The following is a 22,761-nucleotide window of genomic DNA, read 5'->3' on the forward strand; positions in this document are numbered from 1 at the left end:
TACTGAAAGCGATGACCGCAAATACTGCACAAAGTGAACTGATCGAAAAAGGCTGGGCCGCGCTTCCAGCGGAATATCGCATACCCGAGAAGGCTCCGACGATTGAGGAAGCTCGCGCCTATTGCCAGCGCCTCGCGGAAACACATTACGAAAACTTCCATGTAGCTTCGTGGTTTCTGCCCAAGCGCCTGCGCCGCCATTTTCACAGCATCTACGCCTACTGCCGTATATCCGACGACCTCGGCGACGAAGTAGGGAATCGAGAGCAGGCGCTGGCGCTGCTCAATCTCTGGGGGGAAGAACTCGATGCCTGCTATCGCGGAGAAGCTCGGCACCCGGTATTCGTTGCGCTCGCCGAGACCATTCGCATCTGCGATATCCCGAAGGATCCCTTCGCCGATCTCCTCGTAGCCTTCCGTCAGGACCAGACCGTCACGCGCTTCGAGACGATGGATGACGTCCTTCATTATTGTCATTACTCGGCAAATCCAGTCGGCCATCTTGTCCTTTACGCGTGCGGATATCGCGATGCCGAGCGCTTCGCGCTATCCAATCACACCTGCTCGGCGCTGCAACTCGCCAACTTCTGGCAGGATGTAACCGTCGACTACGACAAAGATCGCATCTACTTCCCACTTGCAGACATGCGCCGCTTTGGCGTTGACGAAGCAACCATCGCGAACCGAAACTTTACGCCACAATTTCGTGAACTCATGCAGTATGAAGTCGAGTATGCGCGCCAATTGTTCACGAAAGGCATGCCGCTGATCCAGATGGTCGACCGCGAACTCGCCGTCGACCTCGACCTCTTCAGCCGTGGCGGCCTTGAAATTCTCAACGCCATCGAGCAGCAGGACTACAACGTGCTCCGAGCGCGCCCCGCCATCTCGAAAGGCAAGAAAGTCGCGCTGCTTTTCCGCGCATTAAGTGGCAAGTTCTTTGGGCGGAGCGTTGCGTGACCGTAAGTATCGATGAGGCGTACGCGATCTGCCGACAGATCGCACGCCGAGAGGCCAAGAACTTTTACTACGCCTTCGTCGCGCTCCCTAAGGCCAAGCGCGACGCCATCTGCGCAGTTTACGCATTCATGCGCCACGCGGATGACCTCTCGGACGACGAAACCAAGTCGCGAGGGGAGCGTCGCAACGATCTCGACAGGTGGCTCGCAACCTGGCATGACGCCGCGCAGGGAAAAGCAACGGACGACCCGGTATTCATCGCATTGCGCGATGCGCAGTCGCGCTTTCACATCACCACCGATCTTCTGGACCAATTGGTGCAGGGAACTGCGATGGACCTGCATCCAGCACACACCAATCATCATTCTCCCGGCAGCGAAGCAGTGCACCCGCTGCGCTTCGACACCTACGCCACCTTCGAAGACCTCTATCGCTATTGCTACTATGTAGCGTCCGTCGTGGGCCTGGTCTGCATCCGTATCTTCGAATACACGGATGCGCATGCCGAAAAATTAGCGGAGGAAACAGGCATAGCCTTCCAGTTGACCAACATCCTCCGCGATGTACGCGAAGACGCGGAGCGCGACCGCATCTATCTGCCTCTCGAAGACATGGAACGCTTCGGCGTATCCATCGACGAAATCCGGAAGCTCACGAACGGTCATCATCTCACTCTGAATCAGCGCGAGCTTCTGGAGTTCGAAGCAAAGCGTGCCGAGCACTATTACAAATCGGGTGAAGCCTTATTGCCGCTGATTGCAGCCGATGCTCGTCCGGCGCTCTGGGTTTTGATCACCATCTATCACCGCCTGCTCTGTCGTATCGAAGACAGAAATTTCGATGTATTTACCGAGAGAGTTTCTGTCCCGACGACTGCAAAGTTAGCCATACTCGCGCGTGGACTGGTTCGCACACTCGTCAACCGCTTGCGAGGCAAAAGCTAAGTTGATGTCAGAAGGAAATCGTCAGATCGAATCGGTTGCAGTCATCGGTGGAGGAGTTGCGGGACTCGCTGCCGCGCAGGCGCTTTCCGATTCCGGATACAAAGTGCGTCTCATCGAGCGTCGTCCCTATGTCGGCGGCCGCGCGTCTTCCTACGAACATCCTGGCATTGGCGAGATCATCGACAACTGCCAGCACCTGCTCTTCGGCTGCTGCACCAACCTCATCGATCTCTACCGCCGCATCGGCGCACTCGACAAACTCCACTGGTTCGACGCCATTACCATGATAGAACCCGGTGGCCGCAGAACCGTGCTAAGCCCCTCCGCTCTACCAGCACCCTGGCACGCGAGCCCCGGGTTTCTCAAGGCCCACGCCTTCTCGCTCGCCGACAAGATCGCCATAGCGCGCGGCCTCAACACCTTCATCACCGGGATCCCCGAAGATACGAAAGAGAACTTCTACCACTGGCTCATTCGTCATAAACAAACTCAAGCAGCCATAAAACGTTTCTGGGAGCCGGTTCTCTTCGCCGCACTCAACGAAGAGTTGGACAAGACCTCCGTTCACTACGCCGCAAAAGTTTGCCGCGAACTCTTCCTCCGCTCCCCCGAAGCGGGCCGCATGGCCATTCCTTCGGTCCCATTAAGCGACCTGTACGGCCACGCATTGCAATCTCTCAAAATGCGCGGAGCCGACATCAATCTGCGAGCCAGCGTCACGCGCATCGCACAAGACGACCAGACCCAACAATGGGCCATCGAAACCGAAGCAGAGCGCTTCATCAGTGACGCAGTCATCTTCGCGGTGCCGTTCGAAGCAATGGCAAGGCTCCTGCCAACGCTTCCTGCCGCGCCGGGAAAAGACGCGCTTACCGCGCACGTAAGCCAATTCAGTCACGCACCCATTGCAGCCATCCATCTCTGGTTCGACCGCGAAATCACCGATCTCGAACACGCTTCGATGCTCGACACCACCATCCAATGGCTCTTCAATAAATCAAAACTACAACCGCAGCGCCACGGCCAGAAAGGCCATTACATTGAAGTTGTCATCAGTGTCCTACGCTCCGTGATCCCGATGCAGCGTCAGGAACTCATCGACCTCGCTGTGCGAGAACTGGCTCTCTTTTTCCCCACCGTGCGCGAAGCCAAACTCCTAAAAGGTGCGGTGACAAAAGAAGTCCGCGCCACGTTCTCCGTTCCTCCGGGAATCGACAAGATCCGGCCGACTGCGCAAAGCCCCTGGCCTAACATCTTCCTTGCCGGAGACTGGACCGCCACAGGCTGGCCCGCCACCATGGAAGGCGCGGCGCGAAGCGGCTTCCTCGCCGCAGAAGCGCTGAGCAATGCCGCCGGCAGGCCGGAAAAATTCCTGCAGCCTGACCTGCCCCCTTCCGGCTTGATGCGTCTCTTTACTTGATGCGTCTCTTTAAGTGATCACTTTCGCGCCTGGGAACATCTAAGCCATGTAACACCTGAGGTGATGATGGCCCCCCAGCCGATTGAAAACTACGGCGTCATCGGGAATATGCGTTCGATTGCGCTGGTAAGCATGGAAGGCTCGATCGATTTCTACTGCTTCCCGAGTTTTGATTCACCCACTGTCTTCGCCGCATTGCTCGACAACGAACACGGTGGCTCTTTCTGCATCTGGGCCGAGCTTGAAAACCAGCGCACCAAGCAACTCTACCTCCCCGACACCAACATCCTTGTCACGCGCTTCCTCTCTGAGTCCGGCGTCGCCGAAATCACCGACTTCATGCCGATCCTCGCCGGGAAAAAAGGCGCCATCTACGCCCACCAGATCATCCGCATGGTACGCGTCATTAAAGGAGAGATACGCTTCCGCATGCGTTGCGCTCCTCGGTTCAACTATGCACGCGGTAGCCATATTGCGCGGGCAGAGTCCGGCGGCGTCCTCTTCGAACCAGAGAGCGCCGACCTACCCGGGATGATGCTGCACGCAACTGTCCCCGTGGCCTTGGAAGGCGTGGATGCTGCCGCCAGCTTCACGCTAAAATCCGGCGAGACCGCAACATTCATATTCGGCGAGGCGTCGCCCGACGTAAAAATCCTCCGGCCGAAAGCGATTGAAAACCACTTCAATCAAACATCGCGCTACTGGCGCGATTGGATCGGCCGCTCCAATTATTCCGGTCGATGGCGCGAGATGGTCGATCGTTCTGCGCTCATGTTGAAGCTGCTCTGCAGCCAGGAATACGGCTCTCTGATCGCCGCCCCAACCTTCGGCCTGCCGGAAAAAATCAAGGGCGAGCGCAACTGGGACTATCGCTATACATGGCTGCGCGATTCCGCCTTCAGCCTGTATGCCTTCATGCGGCTCGGCTTCGTGGAAGAAGCACAGGCATTTGCAAACTGGCTGCGCGATCGCCTGCACGATGACGCAGAACATGGGCCACTGCAGGTGATGTATCGCATCAATGGAGATCAGGAACTGGAAGAATCCATTCTCGAAGACTTCAAGGGATATCAGGATTCGCGACCCGTCCGCATTGGCAACGCCGCATCGAACCAGCTGCAACTCGACATTTACGGCGAGCTCATGGATGCCATCTATCTCTCCAACAAGTACGGCGACGGCATCTCACACGACGACTGGCAGGCAGTGCACCGTATCCTCAAATGGCTGAGCAAAAATTGGAACCGCCCAGATGAAGGCATTTGGGAAGTGCGCGGCGGTCGCCGCCATTTCCTGCATTCACGTCTCATGTGCTGGGTAGCCTTCGATCGCGCTATTCGGCTGGGCCGCCAACGTTCGCTGGCTGGCCCGATTGTAGAGTGGCTCACCATACGCGACGCCATCTCCGACGACATCTTCACCAACTTCTGGGATGAATCACAGAAATCATTCGTGCAATATCAAGGTTCCAGCAGCCTCGACGCGTCTTCTCTACTGATGCCGCTCATGCGCTTCATCAGCCCGGTTGATCCACGCTGGCTTTCCACCATGGATGCCATCGAGAAAACCCTGACCGAAGACAGCCTCGTCTATCGCTATGACACAAAGAGGAGTGCCATCGATGGATTGCAAGGCACTGAAGGCAGTTTCATCGCCTGTTCTTTCTGGTTCATTGAATGCCTCGCTCGCTCACATCAGTTAGAGAAGGCGCGTCTGCTCTTCGACAAGATGTTAGGCTATGCAAACCATCTGGGCCTGTATTCAGAACAACTCGGAAGCAGCGGACAACACTTGGGAAACTTTCCACAGGCATTTAGCCATCTGGCATTGATCAGCGCCGCAACCTATCTGGACCGCGCGTTTAGTGGAAGGGATAACGCAGCTTGGCATTGACGAGGCACTTACCGCGCCAGCAGCACCACGCCAACGCACACGCACAGCGCAGCCAGCCACCGCCGTCTGTCCACGTTTTCCTTGAGAAAGAGCTTGCCCGCGAGTGTGTTCGTCACCACGGTCAAGGATGCGGAAGCCGGCGCTACCAGGCTCAAATCTGCATGACTCAGAGCGAACAGAAGCGAAAAAAAGCTCACCGCCATCGCCGCCACACCGGTGAAGAAGCGGGTGTTGGTGACAACCGCCTTGATCGCCCCCGCGAGCCCCGACTCGGCCTTGATCTCATCGAGGTCGCCGATCTGCCGCATTGCTGACGCAATCAGCACGTCGCCTACCGTAGCCGCCACCACAATGCTGGCAATCATCGCCGCATTTGCCACTCCCGAATGATGCAGCGGACTCACTGGCAAACCTCCGCTGTATCGGGCGTCGTTATAGGCTTCTCATGCTCGGTGTACGACGGCCCACGCGTAACGAACCCCACTGCAGCCGTAATCAAAAAAATTCCAACCCATCGCGAAAGCGAAATCTGCTCATGCCGCCAGAAGCGCGCCAGCAGGGCAACAATCACGTTGCCAAAAGAAGTTGCAGGGAGAACGAAGGTGAGATCAGCCCACGACAGGGCCGTCAGATACGACGCAAAAAATCCAATCAACAGCACAATCCCCGACGCCACCCATGGCGTGCTCACTGCATGAAACAGTGTCGAGATGTGAGCCAGCGAAACCGGCCCAATCCTCTTCATGCCAACATCAAGAAGCGTGTCACCCAGAGGAGCAGAGACAGAGACAAACGCCAGCACCATGTATCGCCGGAATGTCATGGTGCTTCGCGTCATAGAAGAGAAAGCGGCCAGCGAGCGGCTGGCCGGAAATTACCGTTGAACTCTAGCTCTATTAGAACCAGCGATTAAACTTCAGCGCCGACAGGCTTGACCGTGTCGTTTGCCTTCTCCTGCTTCTTCTGCTTCACAATCTTGTTTCGCTGTGAACGCAGCTTCAGGAACGACTTCGCCTCTTGATACAGACGCGGCACATCGCGATTCACAATCGCCTTGCTCACCACGCGCCATGCAGCCTTCGGACGGAAGTAGTACTCGTCGTAGAAGCGGTGCACCATCTCCAGCACATACTCGGTCGGCAGCCCCGGATACTCAATGTGCGCAAGCTGGTGGCCCTCATCGTCCACCATCGCGCCATTGTTGATGATGAAGCCGTTCTCTCTTGCGAACTCGTAAAACTCCGTGCCCGGATACGCGTGCGCAATCGAAACCTGAATCGTCTCGACATCCAGACCCTTCGCAAAATTGATTGTGTTGCGAATCGATTCCTTCGTCTCGCCCGGCAATCCAAGAATAAAGTCGCCGTGAATCGTCAGCCCAAGATCATGACAGTCGCGCGTAAAGTCGCGCGCACGCTCCACTGTGGCGCCCTTCTTGATGTTCTTCAGAATCTGTGGATCGCCCGACTCGTAGCCCACAATCAGCAAGCGGCAACCGGCCTCACGCATGGCCTTCAGCGTCTCACGGTCCGTCGTCACACGCGATGTGCACGACCACGTCAGACCCAGCGGCTTCAGCTTCGCGCAAAGCTCAATCGTGCGCGCCTTCTGAATGTTGAAGGTGTCGTCGTCAAAAAAGAATTCCTTCACATGCGGAAAGAGCGCCTTCGCATGCGCCATCTCAGCCGCCACATCATCTGTAGACCGCTTGCGCCATGCATGGCCTGAAAGCGTCTGCGGCCACAGGCAGAAGGTGCACTGCGCCGGGCATCCACGCGTCGAGTACAGCGAAACATATGGATGCAGCAGGAACGGCACGTTGTATTTCGTCACATCCATGTCGCGCGCGTAAATATCTGTCACCCACGGCATCGCGTCCAGGTTGTCTACTTGCGGGCGGTCGGGATTGTGCACGACCTTGCCATCCTTGCGATAGCTGATACCCAGTATCTCGTTGAGCGGCTTGCCATTTGCAAATTCCACGGTCGCGAAATCAAACTCGCGGCGGCACACAAAATCGATCACCTCGCACTCATTCAGAGCGCGGTCCGGCGAAGTCGTCACCGGAGGTCCGACAAAGGCAATGCGGATCGAAGGATTGGCGCGCTTGATCGCTTCCGCCAGCTTCTGGTCACCCGTCCAGCCCGGTGTGCTGGTGAACAGCACGAGAAACTCATAGCCCTTCGCAATTTCGATCGTTTCCTGGGCCGAAACGTGGTGCGGAGGCGCATCCAGCAGCCGCGACCCCTCCAGCATGCCGGCCGGATAAGCCAGCCATACCGGGTACCAGTACGACTCAATCTCACGCGTGGCCGGCCAGCGAGAGCTGGCGCCACCATCAAAATTCTCAAAGGAAGGCGGGTTTAGAAATAGTGTTTTTAGAGGCATTTGCGTATACCTAAGTGTAACATCCGGAGCAGCTTTTAGCCGTTCCAGGGTGCTCTTGCAGATACCCTGCGGAGCCTGCGCACGAGGTATACTCAAAGAAAGCAATTACTTACAAAGATGGCGAAAAATGCGTTCGGGTTCGATTATTTTGGCCCCGATTTCGCCCAGTCCTCAATGCCACCAGTTGACCGCAGCAGACTGAGTTCAGTCCGCAGAACCGCATAGTTTGCATCCAGCACATCCTCATACCGCTCGCGCTCCTGGATGCGCGCCAACTGTTCATCCTTCGGTGTCAGGATAGGGGCGTTGGGCGAGCCGCTCCCATTACTCAACTGTGTCGTAATCGCGTCCAGTTGCTCTTGCGCCAGCTCCGCCTGCAGTTGCACCACCCGCTGCTGCGCTGTCAACTCGTTCATGCTCTGTTGCAACTGGTGAATCTGCTCGCTTGCAAGATCCCGCGCCTGGTCGGCCTGCGCTGCTGCATGCGCCGCATCGGCGGCGGAACGCCGCTCTCTGGCCTTGATCGCAGCGTCAAAAAGCGTGACCTTGATCTGAATGCCGATATCGAAGTTGTTGTACTGGAAGTGCTGATAGTACTCGTTGTAGTTATTGAATTTTGCAAACAGGCTGTAGTTGCCCCCAGCATAGAATTGTGGACGGTAGATCTGCTGCGAATCGCCAAAGGCAACATACTGCTTGGAAACCGCATTGGCCTGCGCTGCCTGTACGCTTGCATTCTGCATCATCACTGGGCTGGCTGCCGGCTCCGTGGGGTTTTGAGGAATCGCAGGAATGCTATTCGAGCTGGTGACAAAGCTCGTCGCCGGAAGGCCGGTCAGATGGGACAGTTGCTCGCGCACGACCTCAGCATCATTCTGCGAATGAATCCGCCTCAGATCGATTTGCGCGGCAGCCAGTTTTGCCCTGGTCAATTCCATCCGGTTTTCTACTCCGGCCAGCACCCGTTCTTCCTCAATGCTTACCAGTTTCTCGGCAGCCTGCTTTTCCTGGTCGAGGGCGGCCACCGTCTGTTGCGCTCGATCCAGCCGGATGTAATCGAGCGCAGTATCCAGAATCACCGCCTGGCGGGCGTCCTTCAGACTAAACTCTGCGGCGTGCACTGCCGCGCGGGCCGAGCGGATATAGTCCGGCTGCGAAAACGTGAACAGCAGCGACTGTGAACTCACATTGAAAACCGAGGGTTCGCCGAGAGGGAAACCGTAAGAATACCCGAGGCTTGAGCCGAAATTGAGGTTTGGAATGTAGGCGTCTTTCGATTCCGTCAGCCCGGCGGCAGCCCGCATCAAATCCGCTTGCGCCATGCGCACCGAAGTGCTGTTTCGCAGCGCCAGATCAACCACCGTATAGAGTGAGACCTGCGCGCCCGCGCTCAAGCAAGAGAGCACGCCAAGAGCGCTCAGAGCCATCCATCTGCCGTGTAGTCGGCTCACCCCGAACCACCTCGCAATAAACTGCAAACCCTGATTCTATTCGTACCGGAACGAATTTCAGTTTCTCTGTTACCTGCCGCTGTTTGTAGCTGCCTGCGAACCAGCCTGGTAATCCTTGGCCAGTTCCACCGCGGCTGCAAATTGCTGTTGTGCGTTAGCAGCATCGCCCAGAGTGGTCAACAGCTTCCCAAGCTGAACATGCGTCTGAAATGCCGGCGCATCTTCTGACTTATTCGATGAAGCCAGATACTGCTCCAGCAATTGCCGCGCAAAAGGCAGATCGCGGTTGGCGCGGATCAACACCGACGCCCCATCCGCGGAAGCCACGCCATGCTCCGTATCCAGGGCCGCCCCTCTATGCACTGCCTGAATCATGTCCTCATAGCGCTGGCGCTTGCGGTAGAACGATGCCAGATCCATCCACGCATCGGCAGGATCCCTCGATCCGGCAATCGCAGCCTTGTACTCCTCTTCAGCCCGCGCATAATCTTTCTGATTCTCGGCAATCCGCGCGCGAATATAGTGAGCTCGATCCGGAGCAAACGCATCCAGTTGCTGTGCGACACCTACGGCCTTGTCCAGCCCGCCGCCTACGATTCCCGGTGCGTCGACGTAAAACTCGCCAAGATCCGAAAGAGCATTGGCATTGTGCGGGTCCAGTTTCGCCGCCGTCTCGAATTCCACGTGAATCTGCTTCGCCATCTTGAAAGCGGTAAAGAACGCCACACGATCCGCCTTCTCCCCCAGCGCCCGCGCCAGCCACAGGTGATAGCTGCTGTTATCCGGCATCAGCTTCACCGCCGCCTGGCATGCCTTGATCGCGTCGCTCCAGCGCTGTTCCTGCAGATAAATCCGGCATTGCAGGTTGTGCGCTTCCGCGTTATGCGGATCCTGTGCCAGCACCTGTCCCAGCGCCTGCAGGCCATGATCGGCGCGTCCTTGCGTCAGGTCGCCGCGGACTGCCTCCAGAAGCTGCGAAGGTGGCACATTGGCGCAGGCCACGCCAGTCGCACCTCCGAGAAGAACAAACAATACGATTCGAGCAACCACGTGCATTACCGCACAATCCTCACAGCGACACCCTCGCTGATTGGCTGTCCGTTTGTTGACCCCAGAGCAACGACATCGCCCTCGTGAAGGCCGGAGACGATCTCAACTTGCGACAGGTTCAGCGCGTTCACCGTCACAGGCGTGCGACGGAGCGTTCCATTGATCACCCGATACACATACGACTTTCCCTGCTCCGTGTGCAGCGCATCGCGCGGAACATTCAGTGCATCCGGCGTATCTGAAGTTGTCACCGCGACAGTTACGTTTGTATTGGGCAGCAGTTTGCCGTCCGCATCGTCAATCGAGATCAGCACCTGCCCCACGTTGCGCGTTCCATAGGTGATGATCGTCGAAGGAACGCGCTCCACGTGACCATGCCACTCTCGATCCGGGATTGCGTCCCAGCGGATAGCGATCGGCATCCCCTCGCGGATCTTAGCAATCTCCGGCTCATCAAAATATGCGCGCACCTGCATCTTGGTCAGGTCAGCCATCTGCAGCAACTTGTCTCCAGACTGCACATATTCAGACTTCGAAACCGGAATTGAATACAGCGTCCCTGCAAACGGAGCCTTTACGTTTGCCTGGTTCACAACTTCCTGTGCTGCGGTATATCCAGCCTGCGCATCCGCCAACGCGGCTTTGGCATGGGCAATGTCTGCCGAGTCATAACGCCCGGACTTCCTCTTCTCAAGCAGCGCAAGCGAATTGTTCGTCGCAGTCAGGCGATCCTTCGCTGCAGCCACTTCCGCCGCCGAAGCCGCCCCCTGCGCCTGCAGCTTTTCAAGAGCGGCCACATCGCGCTGCGCCTGGTCCCGATCCATCTGTGTCTTCGTCAGGTCACCGTTCAGCGACAACCGTTCTTCCTGCGTGCCGCCATTCATCGTTGCATCATAGCTGGCCTGCGCGCCCCTGAGCGCGGCAATCGCTGTTGCCAGCTTTGAGAGCGCATCCGTGTCATCCATCTGCAACAGCAGCTTGCCTTGGGTGACCTTGTCACCCTCATGCGCGTAAATCGACTTTACGATACCCGGAAACGGCGCATGAGCCTCAAAATACGAAGCCGGCTCAACCTTGCCATTCGTCGACGTCGTGCTCTTCAGGCTGCTGCGCTCCACCTCAGCGGCGCGTATAGGCAGCGTCGTGCGCGTAGCCAGATGCACAAGATAGAAGACCAGCGCCACCGCCACCGCCGCTCCCATCCAGATCCACTTCGTACGATTCGTCGTTGTTCCTGCTCTTGCCATCCTGCAACCGTGAGTCAGTATATAAGACTCAATGAGATGTACATCCGCATCAGGAAATATGCCCGCATCCAGCGGACGCTCGCGCACGCTGCCCTACAATAAATGCATGGCACTTTCTGAAAGATACACGGACGAGCACGCAAAAGCCGGGCTCGACTTTTCCTTTCCCGCAATCGAGACCTGGAAAAACCAGTTTCCCGGCTACGAAATCCTGATCGACGATCCCGAATTCACCTCTGTCTGCCCCAAGACCGGCCTGCCCGACTTCGGCGTCATCACGCTGCGCTACATGCCCCGCGACCTCTGCCTCGAACTCAAGTCCTACAAGGAATATCTCTTCAGCTATCGCCATCTCGGCATCTTTCAGGAGAACGTCGTCAACCAGCTCCTCGACGACGTTGTGAAAGCCTGCGATCCCATCTGGGCCGTAGTCAAAGGCGATTTCCGCCCACGCGGCGGCATCTCGACCACGGTCGAAGCCCGCTGGCCCCGCCCGAAAACCGACCAGCTATAAAAAGAATTGTCATCCTGAGCGGAGCGCGAAGCGCGGAGTCGAAGGACCTGCTTTCTTCCAGCAGCACGAAAACGGGTGCCCCATCCTGAAGAAATCAGGGTGGGAAAGCACAACTCTAAATAAGCCGTCATCCTGAGGAGCAGTGCGACCGAAGTCGAGGACCCAGTCGCAAGGAAAGAGTGGGAAAGCAAGGTACCGCCCAAACCACCATCAAGCTGATATCATGCGACACACCGCATGACAGCGCATCTTCAGCGAGCAAATCCCTCAGCCGCTCAAACCGCCGGCATCGCGCTGTTCCTGCTCACCTGCCTCAATCTCTTCAACTTCATCGACCGCTACGTCCTACCCGGCGTGCAGCCGCTCGTGCAAAAAGAATTCCACGCCAACGACGCACAGATGGGCCTGCTCACCTCGGCCTTTTTCTTCACCTACATGATCGCCGCGCCGCTCACCGGATGGCTCGGCGACCGTTTCCCGCGCCGCCCGCTCATCGTCGCCGGAACGCTTCTTTGGAGCGCCGCCACTCTCTTCACCGCAACTGTCCATAGTTATGACACGCTGCTCTTCCGCCACGCCATCGTCGGCATCGGCGAAGCGACTTTCAGCATCTACGCGCCGGCGCTTCTCGCCGACTACTACCCGGAAATCGACCGCAACCGCGTCCTGAGCATCTTCTACATCACCATTCCGGTAGGAGCCGCCCTTGGCTATTTAATGGGAGGCGTACTCGGCCAGTACTATGGCTGGCGCATGCCTTTCTACGTTGCCGCGGCGCCCGGCGTGCTCATCGCCGCCGCCTTCTGGTTCTTCGTCAAAGAGCCCGCGCGCGGAGCCGCCGACGAACTCGCGCCCACCATCAACCGCGCAACCATCTCCGGATTTGCCCACAACCCCGCATTCTGGACAGCAACCCTCGGCATGGCGATGTGGACCTTTACCGTCGGAGGCATCTCCACCTTTCTGCCAACGTTTTTCGTCCGCTTCGCCGGATACTCCCTCGCATCAGCCGGATTGATCAGCGGCGCCATCACTGCCATCGACGGTCTCCTCGGCACAGTCGCCGGCGGATGGCTCGGCCAGCGCTGGCTCCGCAAGAATCATCGCGGCCTCTATCTCCTCTCCGCGTGGAGCATGCTCATCGCCATCCCCGCCGCTGCCGCCGCAATCTTCGGCCCGCGATCTCTCCTCATTCCCGCCGTCTTCCTCGCCGAATTTCTTCTCTTCCTCAACAACGGACCTCTGAACGCATGCCTCGTAAATTCGGTGGCCGCCCCCATCCGTTCTACCGCTCTCGCCATCAATCTCTTCATGATCCACGGCCTGGGCGACGCCTTCTCGCCGCGCCTGATCGGCCATATATCGGATAGGACCTCATCCTTACGCATCGGTCTCGGCGCCACCCTCGTCTCACTGGCCATCGCCAGCCTCATCCTCTTCACCGGCTCGCACTTCGCTCCGCTCCTGCCCGAAAGCGAAGACACCCGTCAACTCTCACCAATTCACTAGCCACCATCGACGCGAGCGTCCAGATGCTGTCATCCTGAGCGAAGTGACCGAAGGGAACGAAGCCTTGCAGAGCAAGGCTGCTTTTCCCTTAAGCATCAGCACGAAAACGGGTGCCCCATCCTGACGAAGTCAGGGTGGGAAGGCACACCCCCAACCCAGCCGTCATTCTGAGGAGCAGCACCGGGGCCCCCCGGCACGCGCGCCTTTCGCGTGACGGGGTGGAACGCGACGAAGAATCCCAGCGGATGACATGAGCCACAATGACAACCACCCAACGAAAACCCTCCCATTCATAGATACTGAAAAGAATGCGCATCATCGCCATCCTCCTCAACTGGCTCATCGCCCTTATCTGGACATGGCGTTCCACAACCGCCCGCCGCAATCTCCCCAAGCTCCCCAACCTACTCAACGAGTCCGACTCGAACCAACCAGCAACAACCCCGCAGATCACCGTCATCGTCCCCGCCCGCAACGAAGACCAAGCCATCGAGCAAACCCTGCGCTCACTGCTCGGACAGCAGAACATCACCCTGGAAATCCTGGCCGTCAACGACCGCTCGACCGATAGAACTGGCGAGATCATGGACCGCATCGCCGCCGAAGGCCTCGCACAGAACAAAAGCATCAGCATCATCCACATCAAGGAACTGCCAGAAGGATGGCTCGGCAAAACCCACGCCATGGCTCTCGCCGCGCGCCAGGCCTCCGCGCCCTGGCTGCTCTTCACCGACGGCGACATCTTCTTTCGCGAGGACTGCCTCAGCCGCGCCCACCTCTATGCGGAAAGGGAAGCCGACCACGTCATCCTCATCCCGACGCTCATTCACAAAACATTCGGCGAGCGCATGATGCTCTCCGCCATTCAGGCGCTCTCCTTCCTGGCAACGCGCCCCTGGAAAACCCGCGATACCAAAAGTCGCGAGGCCGTTGGCATCGGAGCCTTCAACCTCATCCGCAGCGACGTCTACCGCGGCATCGGAGGCTATGAAGGCCATCGCATGGAGGTCTGCGAAGATCTCAAACTCGGCTACCAGGTCAAGCGCAACGGCTACCGCCAGCACGTCGTCCTGGGACGCGATCTGGCCCGCGTGCACTGGGCCTCCGGCGCCTTCGGCATCGTCCGCAACCTGACGAAAAACGTCTTCGCCGCCTTCCGCTTCCAGCCTGCACTGCTCCTCGCCGCGAGCCTCTTTGTTGCCACCTTCTGCCTTACCCCATTCTGCGGACTCTTCGGCCCATGGCAAACCATCGCCGCCAGCCTCCTCGCCCTTGAAGCTGCCCTCGGAATCTACCGCTGCTGCGAACGCCACATCAGCGGCATCTCCCCCGTCTATGTGCTCCTGCTTCCCGTGGCAACCTGCATCATCGTCTACATGATGTGGCGGTCAATGATCGTTACCCTGGTCCGCCGCGGCATCGTCTGGCGAGGCACCTTCTACCCCCTAGCCGAACTCCGCAAAAACGCCGGCCCCCTGCGCTGAACTTTGCCATCACCATCAACTCCGCCCCTAAAGATGTCATCCTGAGCGAAGCGCATAGCGCAGTCGAAGGACCTGCGGCTTCTAATCAGAGGCACGAAAAAGGGTGCCCCATCCTTTCGCGCAGTTTGCGAAAGGGTGGGAGACCGCAGTGTTAAGACAACCACCGTCATCCTGAGCGAAGTGACCGAAGGAAACGAAGTCGAAGGACCCGCACGAACAAAGTTCGTGCGAAGCCTTGCAAAGCAAGGCCCGTCTTTCGGCAGCATCAGGACGAAAAAGGGTGCCCCATCCTTTGCAAATCGGGTCCCCGGCACGCGCGGGTTTCGCGTGATGGTGTGAGAAGCAAAGGGTGGGAAAGCACACCCCCAACCCAGCCGTCATTCTGAGCGCGCAATCCGCGCGAGGAATCCATACGATGCCCGCAAGTTACGATTACACCCAGCAATCTTCAGCCAAGAAAGAGAAATCAGTAGGGGTGCCCCATCCTTTCGCGCAGTTTGCGAAAGGGTGGGAGACCGCAGCGTTAAGACAACCACCGTCATCCTGAGCGAAGTGACCGAAGGAAACGTAGTCGAAGGACCCGCACAAACAAAGTGCGTGCGAAGCCTTGCAAAGCAAGGCCCGTCTTTGCCAGCAGAGGCACGGAAACGGGTGCCCCATCCTTCGCAAAGCGAAGGGTGGGAGAGCAGTATGTCGAAGTATTGAATATTTGTTCCGGTAGTGGCTGCGTGAGAGGATTGGAGTCGTGCCGTGGCCCAAATCAAAAGCAAAACAGTCAGTTATAGCTTTTGTTCTGGCGCTCCTGTCGGCAATCTGTGTGCTTCTCCAGATCGCTACAGAATCATTCAATCATTTCTACTTCGCTCCGCATAAAGCCTACCCATACCCGTATCTAACCGTGCGTAGTGCTCAGGTAGTTCACTCCCTCGAGTGTGGGCTTACATTCATTGGAGTTTTTGTGGCTTCTTTCGTGATGCAGCGTGTGCTTACGAGGCAGAGATCCCGCAGGGCTTGAAGCAGCACCACTCAATGCGCCGTCTGAAACACACTCCGATGCTTCCCACTCTTCAAAGCCGGATCAGTGAATGCCGTCCGCCCATCCTCCGCCGAGAATCCATGTAACAGCGCCGGATTGGGCCGAAACTTCTCCGCGCCCCCATGAAACTGCCGCGCATCACTCAACAGAATCTCCGCCCGTCCGGCAAAAGGCCGAACCACGCCGCGAACCTGAATATCCCGCTCCCGATACTGATTCAGATCGCCAACAGTTTTTCGGTCCCCGTTCGCGCTCATCACCGTAAACCGGCACTTGTCATCCGGCGTCTCAGGACTGCAGACATCGAGAAACCGCGTCCCATCCGCCAGCTCCACCACGTCATAAACGTGCGCAGATACGCAGATGTCTTTGTTCTGGTGCGCCAGCGCGTCTTCCGGCGAATAACAAGTTTTTCCGGCCCACGAAGCTACCGGACACAGAACGGCCAGACACAGAGTGAGCGTTCGTATGAACATTTTCCCGATAAGCCAAGTTAGGTCAAGCGCCAAAAGAGGAAAAGATTACGAAAGGCAGAGGCGCGAAAAGACAGGTCAAGAAAATGCGCTAAGACCCGCGAAAATGACACAAATTGTTCCCTTAAACAGCCCTTTCGCGCAACATTTTTCCTAAGCCCTGCTCTAAAACGCCTACTGAAGCAAGAAAATCGACCTTCCTTCCTATGCTGGAGCCCAGAGCATACCGATTGTCCTGCGCAGCAGGACGGCGGTGGTGAAAGAGCGGGGCTTCAGCCCCGCGTCACGGGTTCAAGAAAAGGGGCTTTAGCCCCGGGCCGTTTCCCCCTGTCAAGAGGGCAATCGCAAAAATACTTTGCAAGCCACAGACAACAAACCACTTAAAGCAACCGAAAATTGGCGTGTTATTTCGCGAAAGCTGCTATTCTAAATATAAGAAGAAAAAGCCTGCCCTGCGGCAGGCTTTTTCATTTCCGGGAGAGAGGATCCCCGCTAAGTTATTGAAAACACTAGAAACCACTTAACCCGATTAGAATCAGCGGCATAGCAGGGGATGATCCCCTCGTAAACGATTGAAAATAAAAGAAGGCGATTCCTGGAGGGAGGGGGAGAGGGGGAGGTGGCAGGGCGAACTGCATGCCCCACCAAGCCCAAGATCACCGAACTCCGACCAGTTCCTCTTTCGGCGAACCCTTGCCGTAACGAGTCTTCACATACTCGTCGAGGATCTTCTGGAAGTCCTGAACAATCGTATCGCCACGCAGCGTCGTCATCAATCGCCCATCGACGTAAACCGGTGCTTTTGGTTCCTCAAACGTCCCCGGAAGCGAGATGCCGATATTGGCATGCTTCGATTCACCCGGACCGTTGACCACGCAGCCCATGACGGCGAGCTTCAGCTCCTCAACCCCCGGATAGCGCTCGCGCCACGAAGGCATCGAGTCCCGCAGATAGTTCTGGATCTGCTGGGCCAATTCTTGGAAAAAGGTCGAAGTCGTCCGCCCGCAGCCAGGGCAAGCCGTCACCTGCGGCGTAAAGCTCCGGATGCCCAGCGACTGCAGAATCTGTTGTCCCGTAAGCACTTCCTCCGTGCGGTCGCCGCCTGGTTTCGGAGTCAGCGAAACGCGAATCGTATCGCCAATGCCCTTGAGCAGCAGGGGCGAAAGCCCGGCAGTGGAGGCGACGATACCCTTCATCCCCATCCCGGCCTCGGTCAGGCCCAGATGCAGCGGGTAATCGCAACGGCTGGCGAGCATCTCGTAAACATCAATCAGGTCGCGAACGCCGCTGACCTTGCCGCTGATGATGATCTTGTCGTGCCCGAGACCATAGCTCTCGGCAGCAGCAGCCGAATCCAGCGCGCTGCGGCACATCGCCTCCATCATTACGTCGCGGGCGTCGAGCGGATCGGGCCGCTTCGAGTTCTCGTCCATCAAGCGCGTCAGCAGCGCCTGGTCGAGCGAGCCCCAGTTCACGCCAATGCGGACTGGCTTGTTGTTTTCAATCGCGCACTCAATCATCGTGCGGAAGTTGTCGTCGTTCTTGCGTCCAATCGAAACGTTACCGGGATTGATGCGGTACTTGGCCAGCGCCTTCGCGCAGTCCGGATACTTCTTCAGCAGCAGGTGCCCGTTGTAATGGAAATCGCCAATGATCGGAACATGAATGCCCAGCTTCGCCAGTCCTTCCACAATGTAAGGAACAGCCTTGGCCGCCTCGTCATTGTTGACCGTCACCCTCACCAACTCCGACCCAGCCGCGGCGAGCGCCGCTACCTGCTGAATCGTCCCCTGAACATCGGCGGTATCGGTATTGGTCATCGACTGGACGATAACCGGCACGTCCGAACCGACCCGAACATGGCCGATCCTGACCGTGACGGTCTTCCTGCGCTGTATTTCCGGCATAGATTTCCTCATAACCATTCTACTAGAGAGACTTGTCATCCTGACGCTGAACGGAGTGAAGTGGAAGGACCTGCTTTGCCTCAGAAGTGGTACGAAAAGAGATGTTCCATCCTGACTAAGTCAGGGTGGGAAAGCGAGAACCCTATGCTTAAGTCGTAAGTACGACGGAGTTAAGAGCAGAGCACAACCGCAGCGCCATCAATCGAGTCGTGATAGACCGCAGCCAAAGCCTCATTGACCTGATCGAGCGAAAACAATGTAGTCCGAGGCAGAATTCCAATCTCAGTAGCCAGCTTGACGAAGTCGCGCGCATCCTGCCGCGTCATGTTCGCCACGCTCCGCAGCTGCCGCTCGCCCCAAAGCAGTGAGTCGTAATCAAACTGAGGCATCCGATCGAGATGAATAGCATTGATCGCAACAATCCCGCCCTTCCTCAGGGAAGCGAGCGCCGCAAGAACCACATCGCCGCTGGGAGCAAACGTAACCGCTCGATCAAGCTGCACGGGAGGCCGCTCCGTAGCCTCGCCCACCCAGACAGCTCCCAACTCGTGCGCCAGTTTCTGATGCGAAGCACCGCGCGTAGCCACGTAGGCCTCGCAACCCCAATGCTTCAGAACATTGATAGCCAGATGCGCCGAAGCCCCAAACCCGAACAGCCCAACACGATCCCCCGGCTCAACCTCCGCTACAAGCAGACTCCGAAACCCAATAATCCCCGCACACAGCAGCGGGGCCAGATCCTTCGCTGCGGCCTCTTCCGGCAATGGAATGCAGAAGTCTGCGCGCGCAATCACATACTCGGCGTAGCCGCCATTCACCGAGTAACCGGTAAACGTGGGATGGTCGCAGAGATTTTCCATCCCCTTGCGGCACAGCAGACAAGTCCCATCGACGCCACCAAGCCAGGAGACGCCAAGCCGCTCACCAATCTTCATTCCGAAGACATCTGCACCCAATTCTTCGACACGCCCTACAATCTGATGCCCCGGAGTGACCGCCGCCAGCAGCGGCTTCAACTCACCAGTGGTGATATGCAGATCCGTCCGGCAAACGCCGCAAGCCTCGACGCGAAGCAGAACCTGGCCCGGTCCCGGCTCCGGTACAGGCAGGTTTTCAAGATGAAGTGGATTCTGTTCAATCGGAGCAGGTTGATAAAGGACAGCGGCTCGCATTCCTCCGATTTTAGCGCCCGATCAACAACCGGACTGCCTGCGTGAAATTCCGTCCGGAAGTGAGACGCACACCATGTTGCATCTCGATCTCATAGGTGCCGCCAGCCAAGGGATGCACGGCAAGAATCCGGCTGGCATTCACAATATGCCGCCGATGAATCCGCAAGAACTTATGAGGATCAAGCCGCTGCTCGATCCTGCTCATCGTCTCGTTCAGCAGATGGGTTTTGTTTCCGCAATGCAACTCAATATAGTTGTCCGCCGATTCGATCCAGTTCACCGAGTCTGCTGAAACAAACTCGTGGTGATTCGTCTTCCGAACAACAAACCGCTCCGGCCCAGCCGGACGGTAATTCGCAACCAGCTTCTCCAATTGCGCTATGATTTCTTGCTGCCCGTCCGAAGCAAGCCGTTCGCGCGCGCGATAAGGGCACGCTGCAAACGATCTTCATCGAACGGCTTCAGCAGATAGTCGAGCGCATTCAGTTCAAACGCCTCAATAGCATGCTCGTCACATGCCTGGACGGAAATTGTCGCAGCAAGGACATACAATGAGGGCTAAAGATCAGAGGACCAATTGTTGCGCGGCAGCCCGAAAGCCCATTCCAGTTCCAGGCCTGTTCCTTTCGTCCCAATGACAGTCGCAGGTGTTATGAGCGGCACTTCCGCCGACGGCATCGATGTGGCGCTCGTACAAATCCGGCCCAAAGGTAATGGCCTGAAACTAGAGCTGATCGGTCATGAGGCATTTCCATTTACGCCTGTTTTGCGCAAGGTAATTTTGTCTGCAATGGACGCAAAATCCACGTCCACGGCCGACCTGGCGAGGCTCAACTGGCGGCTCGGGCAGGCCTATGTGGAAGCGCTTCGCGCAACGGTGAAGCGCCATCCCGTCAACCTGCAACTCATCGGATGTCACGGACAGACAATTTACCACCAGGGTGCGACTGCCATGTATGCAGGCCGCACAGTTGCCTGCACATGGCAGATCGGTGAGCCTGCGCTCCTTGCCGCGGAACTGGGCGTTCCCATCGTGAGCAATTTCCGTCCCGCCGATATGGTCGCTGGCGGACAAGGCGCGCCGCTCGTGCCTCTGCTGGACTACGTCCAGTTCGCCGACAACAAGCGTGCACGCGTTCTCCAGAACATTGGAGGCATCGGGAATCTAACGTTGATACCTCCAGCCTCTGGCATCAACAAATTGATCGCCTTCGATACTGGTCCGGGAAACATGGTGATCGACGCACTGATGCAGCAGCTATTCCAGAAGTCCTATGATCGCAGTGGCAAAATTGCCTCCCGAGGCCACGTCATAGAAAGCGTACTGTCGGCGACTCTGAAGCATCCGTTTTTCAGGGCAAAGCCACCGAAATCTGCAGGGCGCGAGGAGTTCGGTGCAGCTTTTGCTGAAAGGCTTTTGCAGCTTTGCCAAGAATTCGGTGGCAGCAACGAAGATGCGATCACAACCGCGACTGCTCTCACGGCCGATAGCATCACCCGTGCATTCAAGGAATTTGTCCAGCCAAGGCTCAAATCGAATATCCCTGTCGACTACATTGTTTCCGGTGGAGGAGCAAAAAATAAAACGTTGATGGCGATGCTCCAGCAAAGGCTAGAACCGTTGGGGTGCAATCTTCTGGAAAGCTCCGATGCCGGCATTCCGGTAGACGCAAAGGAGGCCATGGCCTTTGCGTTGCTTGCCTATTACACATGGCATCGACGTCCGGCAAACGTTCCATCCGCAACTGGAGCGAAGCGACCAGCAATCCTAGGTCAGATCACTCATGCCTAAGAAGCTTGCGTTGATCGTTCTGTCGATAGGCGTCACTTGCCTCCAACTCGGCTGCCGGCACAAACGAGAATCGGCCAACACTGTTACCGTCCTGATCGAAAGCAGCCCCACGAACCTCGATCCGCGCATCGGCGTGGACGCGCAATCCGAGCGTATCGATTCTTTGATATTCGACTCCCTGGTCCGCAAAGACGAACACTTCAACTTACAACCGTGGCTAGCTTCTAGTTGGGATAATCCCGACACGTTGACCTACATTTTTCATCTTCGCAACGACGTCCATTTCCACAATGGAAAACACCTCACAGCGGCCGACGCAAAGTACACGCTGGACACCATCATGCAAGGCAAGGTCATCAGCGTAAAAGCGAATGCATATCAGACCATCGATCGTGTGGACGCACCCGATGCACAAACCCTCGTCATCCATCTCAAGAAGCCAGACCCGGCATTGCTGTGGAATCTCAGCGACGGCGGCTTCGGCGTCGTTCCCGCAGGCAGCGGACGCGACTTCTGGAAACATCCCATCGGCAGCGGCCCGTTCCAATTTGTCAGTCAGGAACAGGACAAGGACGTAATCCTCATGCGCGCCGCGCAATCCTGGCAGCCGTTACCATCCATCCAAAGTCTGCGTTTCGCCGTAGTCCCCGATGCCACCACCCGAGCGCTGGAATTGCAAAAAGGTTCCGCTGATGCTGCGATCAACGCGTTGCCAGCAGACACCGTCTATGCTTTGCGACGAGACGCCAACCTGCAGATCGACTCAGGCCCTGGCACTACGCTCGTCTATCTAACTTTCAACACACGTGATCCAATTCTGCGCGACGCGCGAGTACGCAACGCCATCGCGCTCGCCATTAACCGCCCGTTGATCATCCACTCGCTCTATCGTGACGAGGCAAGGTTGGCAGAAAGCACTTTGCCCCCGGAGCACTGGGCATGGAATGGCAATGTTGCGCGTCACAACTACGATCCTGTATCAGCAAACACGTTGCTCGATCAAGCAGGGTATTCGCGCAAAGCGGACGCCTACCGCTTTCACCTCGGCATGAAAACTTCAACCGATGAGGGCAGCCGTTTGTTAGCGATGGTCGTGCAGCAGCAGCTTACCGCAGTCGGTATTGCTTTAGACGTGCGCAGTTTCGAATTTGCGACTTTCTATTCAGACATCAGCCGCGGTGTTTTTCAAATCGCCCCGTCGCGCTGGATCGGGGGCAACGAAGCTCCGGACATCTTCCGCTACTCTTTTACAACGGCAAGCTTCCCTCCGCACGGCGCAAATCGTGGCTTTTACGCGAACACTAAGGTAGACCAGTTGCTTACCGACGCCGCTTCGACTGCAGACCGATCGCAGCAGCAATCAATCTATGCTGAAGTGCAGAAGATTCTCGCCGACGACATGCCGGCCATTAATCTTTGGTATCTCGACACAGTGTTGGTGCACAGCCGTCGCCTCCAGAATCTACATCTTTCTCCCTCCGGCAATTATGATTTTTTGCGCGACGCAACGGTGAAGGAATAA

At 57.2% G+C, this 22,761-nt stretch carries 19 protein-coding genes; 9 read left to right on the plus strand and 10 right to left on the minus strand.

Going from position 1 to position 22,761, the window contains the following annotated elements:
* Positions 1–11 precede the first annotated feature (11 nt).
* The 4 genes from hpnC to H7849_RS03150 all read left to right on the plus strand — a co-directional run bounded on the left by hpnC (position 12) and on the right by H7849_RS03150 (position 5,216).
* Positions 12–959, plus strand: coding sequence for a squalene synthase HpnC (hpnC, locus tag H7849_RS03135; RefSeq protein ID WP_186744069.1), 948 nt, complete (start codon positions 12–14; stop codon positions 957–959).
* On the plus strand, positions 956–1,903 hold the full coding sequence (locus tag H7849_RS03140) for a phytoene/squalene synthase family protein (RefSeq protein ID WP_186744071.1): 948 nt from the start codon (positions 956–958) through the stop codon (positions 1,901–1,903). Before hpnC ends, H7849_RS03140 begins: the two co-directional genes overlap by 4 nt.
* 4 nt (positions 1,904–1,907) lie before the next feature.
* On the plus strand, positions 1,908–3,323 hold the full coding sequence (gene hpnE / locus H7849_RS03145) for a hydroxysqualene dehydroxylase HpnE (RefSeq protein ID WP_186744073.1): 1,416 nt from the start codon (positions 1,908–1,910) through the stop codon (positions 3,321–3,323).
* A 63-nt stretch (positions 3,324–3,386) separates the two neighbouring features.
* On the plus strand, positions 3,387–5,216 hold the full coding sequence (locus tag H7849_RS03150; protein WP_251106580.1) for a glycoside hydrolase family 15 protein: 1,830 nt from the start codon (positions 3,387–3,389) through the stop codon (positions 5,214–5,216).
* An 8-nt stretch (positions 5,217–5,224) separates the two neighbouring features.
* On the opposite strand, the gene H7849_RS03155 is transcribed toward H7849_RS03150, so the two are convergent.
* The 6 genes from H7849_RS03155 to H7849_RS03180 form a co-directional block, all read right to left on the minus strand.
* Positions 5,225–5,620 carry an EamA family transporter gene (locus tag H7849_RS03155; protein WP_349627453.1) on the minus strand — a complete coding sequence of 132 codons (396 nt, stop codon included), beginning with the start codon at positions 5,618–5,620 and terminating at the stop codon, positions 5,225–5,227.
* Complete coding sequence (locus H7849_RS03160) at positions 5,617–6,039, minus strand: DMT family transporter (RefSeq protein WP_186744074.1); 423 nt, start codon at positions 6,037–6,039, stop codon at positions 5,617–5,619. Before H7849_RS03160 ends, H7849_RS03155 begins: the two co-directional genes overlap by 4 nt.
* An 86-nt stretch (positions 6,040–6,125) precedes the next feature.
* A complete protein-coding gene (hpnJ, locus tag H7849_RS03165; protein ID WP_186744075.1) occupies positions 6,126–7,604 on the minus strand; it encodes a hopanoid biosynthesis associated radical SAM protein HpnJ in 1,479 nt (492 codons plus the stop codon).
* Between the two features lie 143 nt (positions 7,605–7,747).
* The gene (locus tag H7849_RS03170) at positions 7,748–9,055 is read right to left on the minus strand and encodes a TolC family protein (protein ID WP_186744076.1); all 1,308 of its coding nucleotides are present in this window, start codon (positions 9,053–9,055) and stop codon (positions 7,748–7,750) included.
* A gap of 69 nt (positions 9,056–9,124) precedes the next feature.
* Complete coding sequence (locus tag H7849_RS03175) at positions 9,125–10,111, minus strand: tetratricopeptide repeat protein (protein WP_186744077.1); 987 nt, start codon at positions 10,109–10,111, stop codon at positions 9,125–9,127.
* Positions 10,111–11,352: an efflux RND transporter periplasmic adaptor subunit gene (locus H7849_RS03180; RefSeq protein ID WP_186744078.1), complete on the minus strand. Its 1,242-nt coding sequence runs from the start codon at positions 11,350–11,352 to the stop codon at positions 10,111–10,113. The genes H7849_RS03175 and H7849_RS03180 overlap by 1 nt, the downstream gene beginning before the upstream one ends.
* 106 nt (positions 11,353–11,458) lie before the next feature.
* On the opposite strand from H7849_RS03180, the gene queF reads away from it, so the two are divergent.
* From queF to H7849_RS03195, 3 genes are all read left to right on the plus strand, one after another.
* The gene (gene queF / locus H7849_RS03185) at positions 11,459–11,866 is read left to right on the plus strand and encodes a preQ(1) synthase (protein WP_186747146.1); all 408 of its coding nucleotides are present in this window, start codon (positions 11,459–11,461) and stop codon (positions 11,864–11,866) included.
* Between the two features lie 237 nt (positions 11,867–12,103).
* Positions 12,104–13,375, plus strand: coding sequence for a spinster family MFS transporter (locus H7849_RS03190; protein ID WP_186744079.1), 1,272 nt, complete (start codon positions 12,104–12,106; stop codon positions 13,373–13,375).
* A 308-nt stretch (positions 13,376–13,683) separates the two neighbouring features.
* Positions 13,684–14,859 carry a glycosyltransferase family 2 protein gene (locus H7849_RS03195; protein ID WP_186744080.1) on the plus strand — a complete coding sequence of 392 codons (1,176 nt, stop codon included), beginning with the start codon at positions 13,684–13,686 and terminating at the stop codon, positions 14,857–14,859.
* Between the two features lie 1,026 nt (positions 14,860–15,885).
* Here H7849_RS03195 and H7849_RS03200 read toward each other — a convergent pair.
* From H7849_RS03200 to H7849_RS03215, 4 genes are all read right to left on the minus strand, one after another.
* Positions 15,886–16,371: a hypothetical protein gene (locus tag H7849_RS03200; protein WP_186744081.1), complete on the minus strand. Its 486-nt coding sequence runs from the start codon at positions 16,369–16,371 to the stop codon at positions 15,886–15,888.
* 653 nt (positions 16,372–17,024) lie between these two features.
* A complete protein-coding gene (ispG, locus tag H7849_RS03205; RefSeq protein ID WP_186744082.1) occupies positions 17,025–18,275 on the minus strand; it encodes a flavodoxin-dependent (E)-4-hydroxy-3-methylbut-2-enyl-diphosphate synthase in 1,251 nt (416 codons plus the stop codon).
* A gap of 170 nt (positions 18,276–18,445) precedes the next feature.
* Positions 18,446–19,447, minus strand: coding sequence for a zinc-dependent alcohol dehydrogenase family protein (locus H7849_RS03210; protein ID WP_186744084.1), 1,002 nt, complete (start codon positions 19,445–19,447; stop codon positions 18,446–18,448).
* A 10-nt stretch (positions 19,448–19,457) separates the two neighbouring features.
* Positions 19,458–19,820: a LytR/AlgR family response regulator transcription factor gene (locus H7849_RS03215; RefSeq protein ID WP_186744086.1), complete on the minus strand. Its 363-nt coding sequence runs from the start codon at positions 19,818–19,820 to the stop codon at positions 19,458–19,460.
* A 279-nt stretch (positions 19,821–20,099) separates the two neighbouring features.
* Between H7849_RS03215 and H7849_RS03220 the strand changes: the two genes are divergently transcribed.
* Both H7849_RS03220 and H7849_RS03225 read left to right on the plus strand, forming a co-directional pair.
* Positions 20,100–21,239 (plus strand): anhydro-N-acetylmuramic acid kinase, encoded by a 1,140-nt coding sequence (locus H7849_RS03220; RefSeq protein ID WP_251106581.1) that lies wholly within the window; start codon positions 20,100–20,102, stop codon positions 21,237–21,239.
* Positions 21,232–22,761 carry an ABC transporter substrate-binding protein gene (locus H7849_RS03225; protein WP_186744090.1) on the plus strand — a complete coding sequence of 510 codons (1,530 nt, stop codon included), beginning with the start codon at positions 21,232–21,234 and terminating at the stop codon, positions 22,759–22,761. Before H7849_RS03220 ends, H7849_RS03225 begins: the two co-directional genes overlap by 8 nt.

This window comes from Alloacidobacterium dinghuense (assembly GCF_014274465.1).
In the GTDB taxonomy this organism is placed as follows: Bacteria; Acidobacteriota; Terriglobia; order Terriglobales; family Acidobacteriaceae; genus Alloacidobacterium; species Alloacidobacterium dinghuense.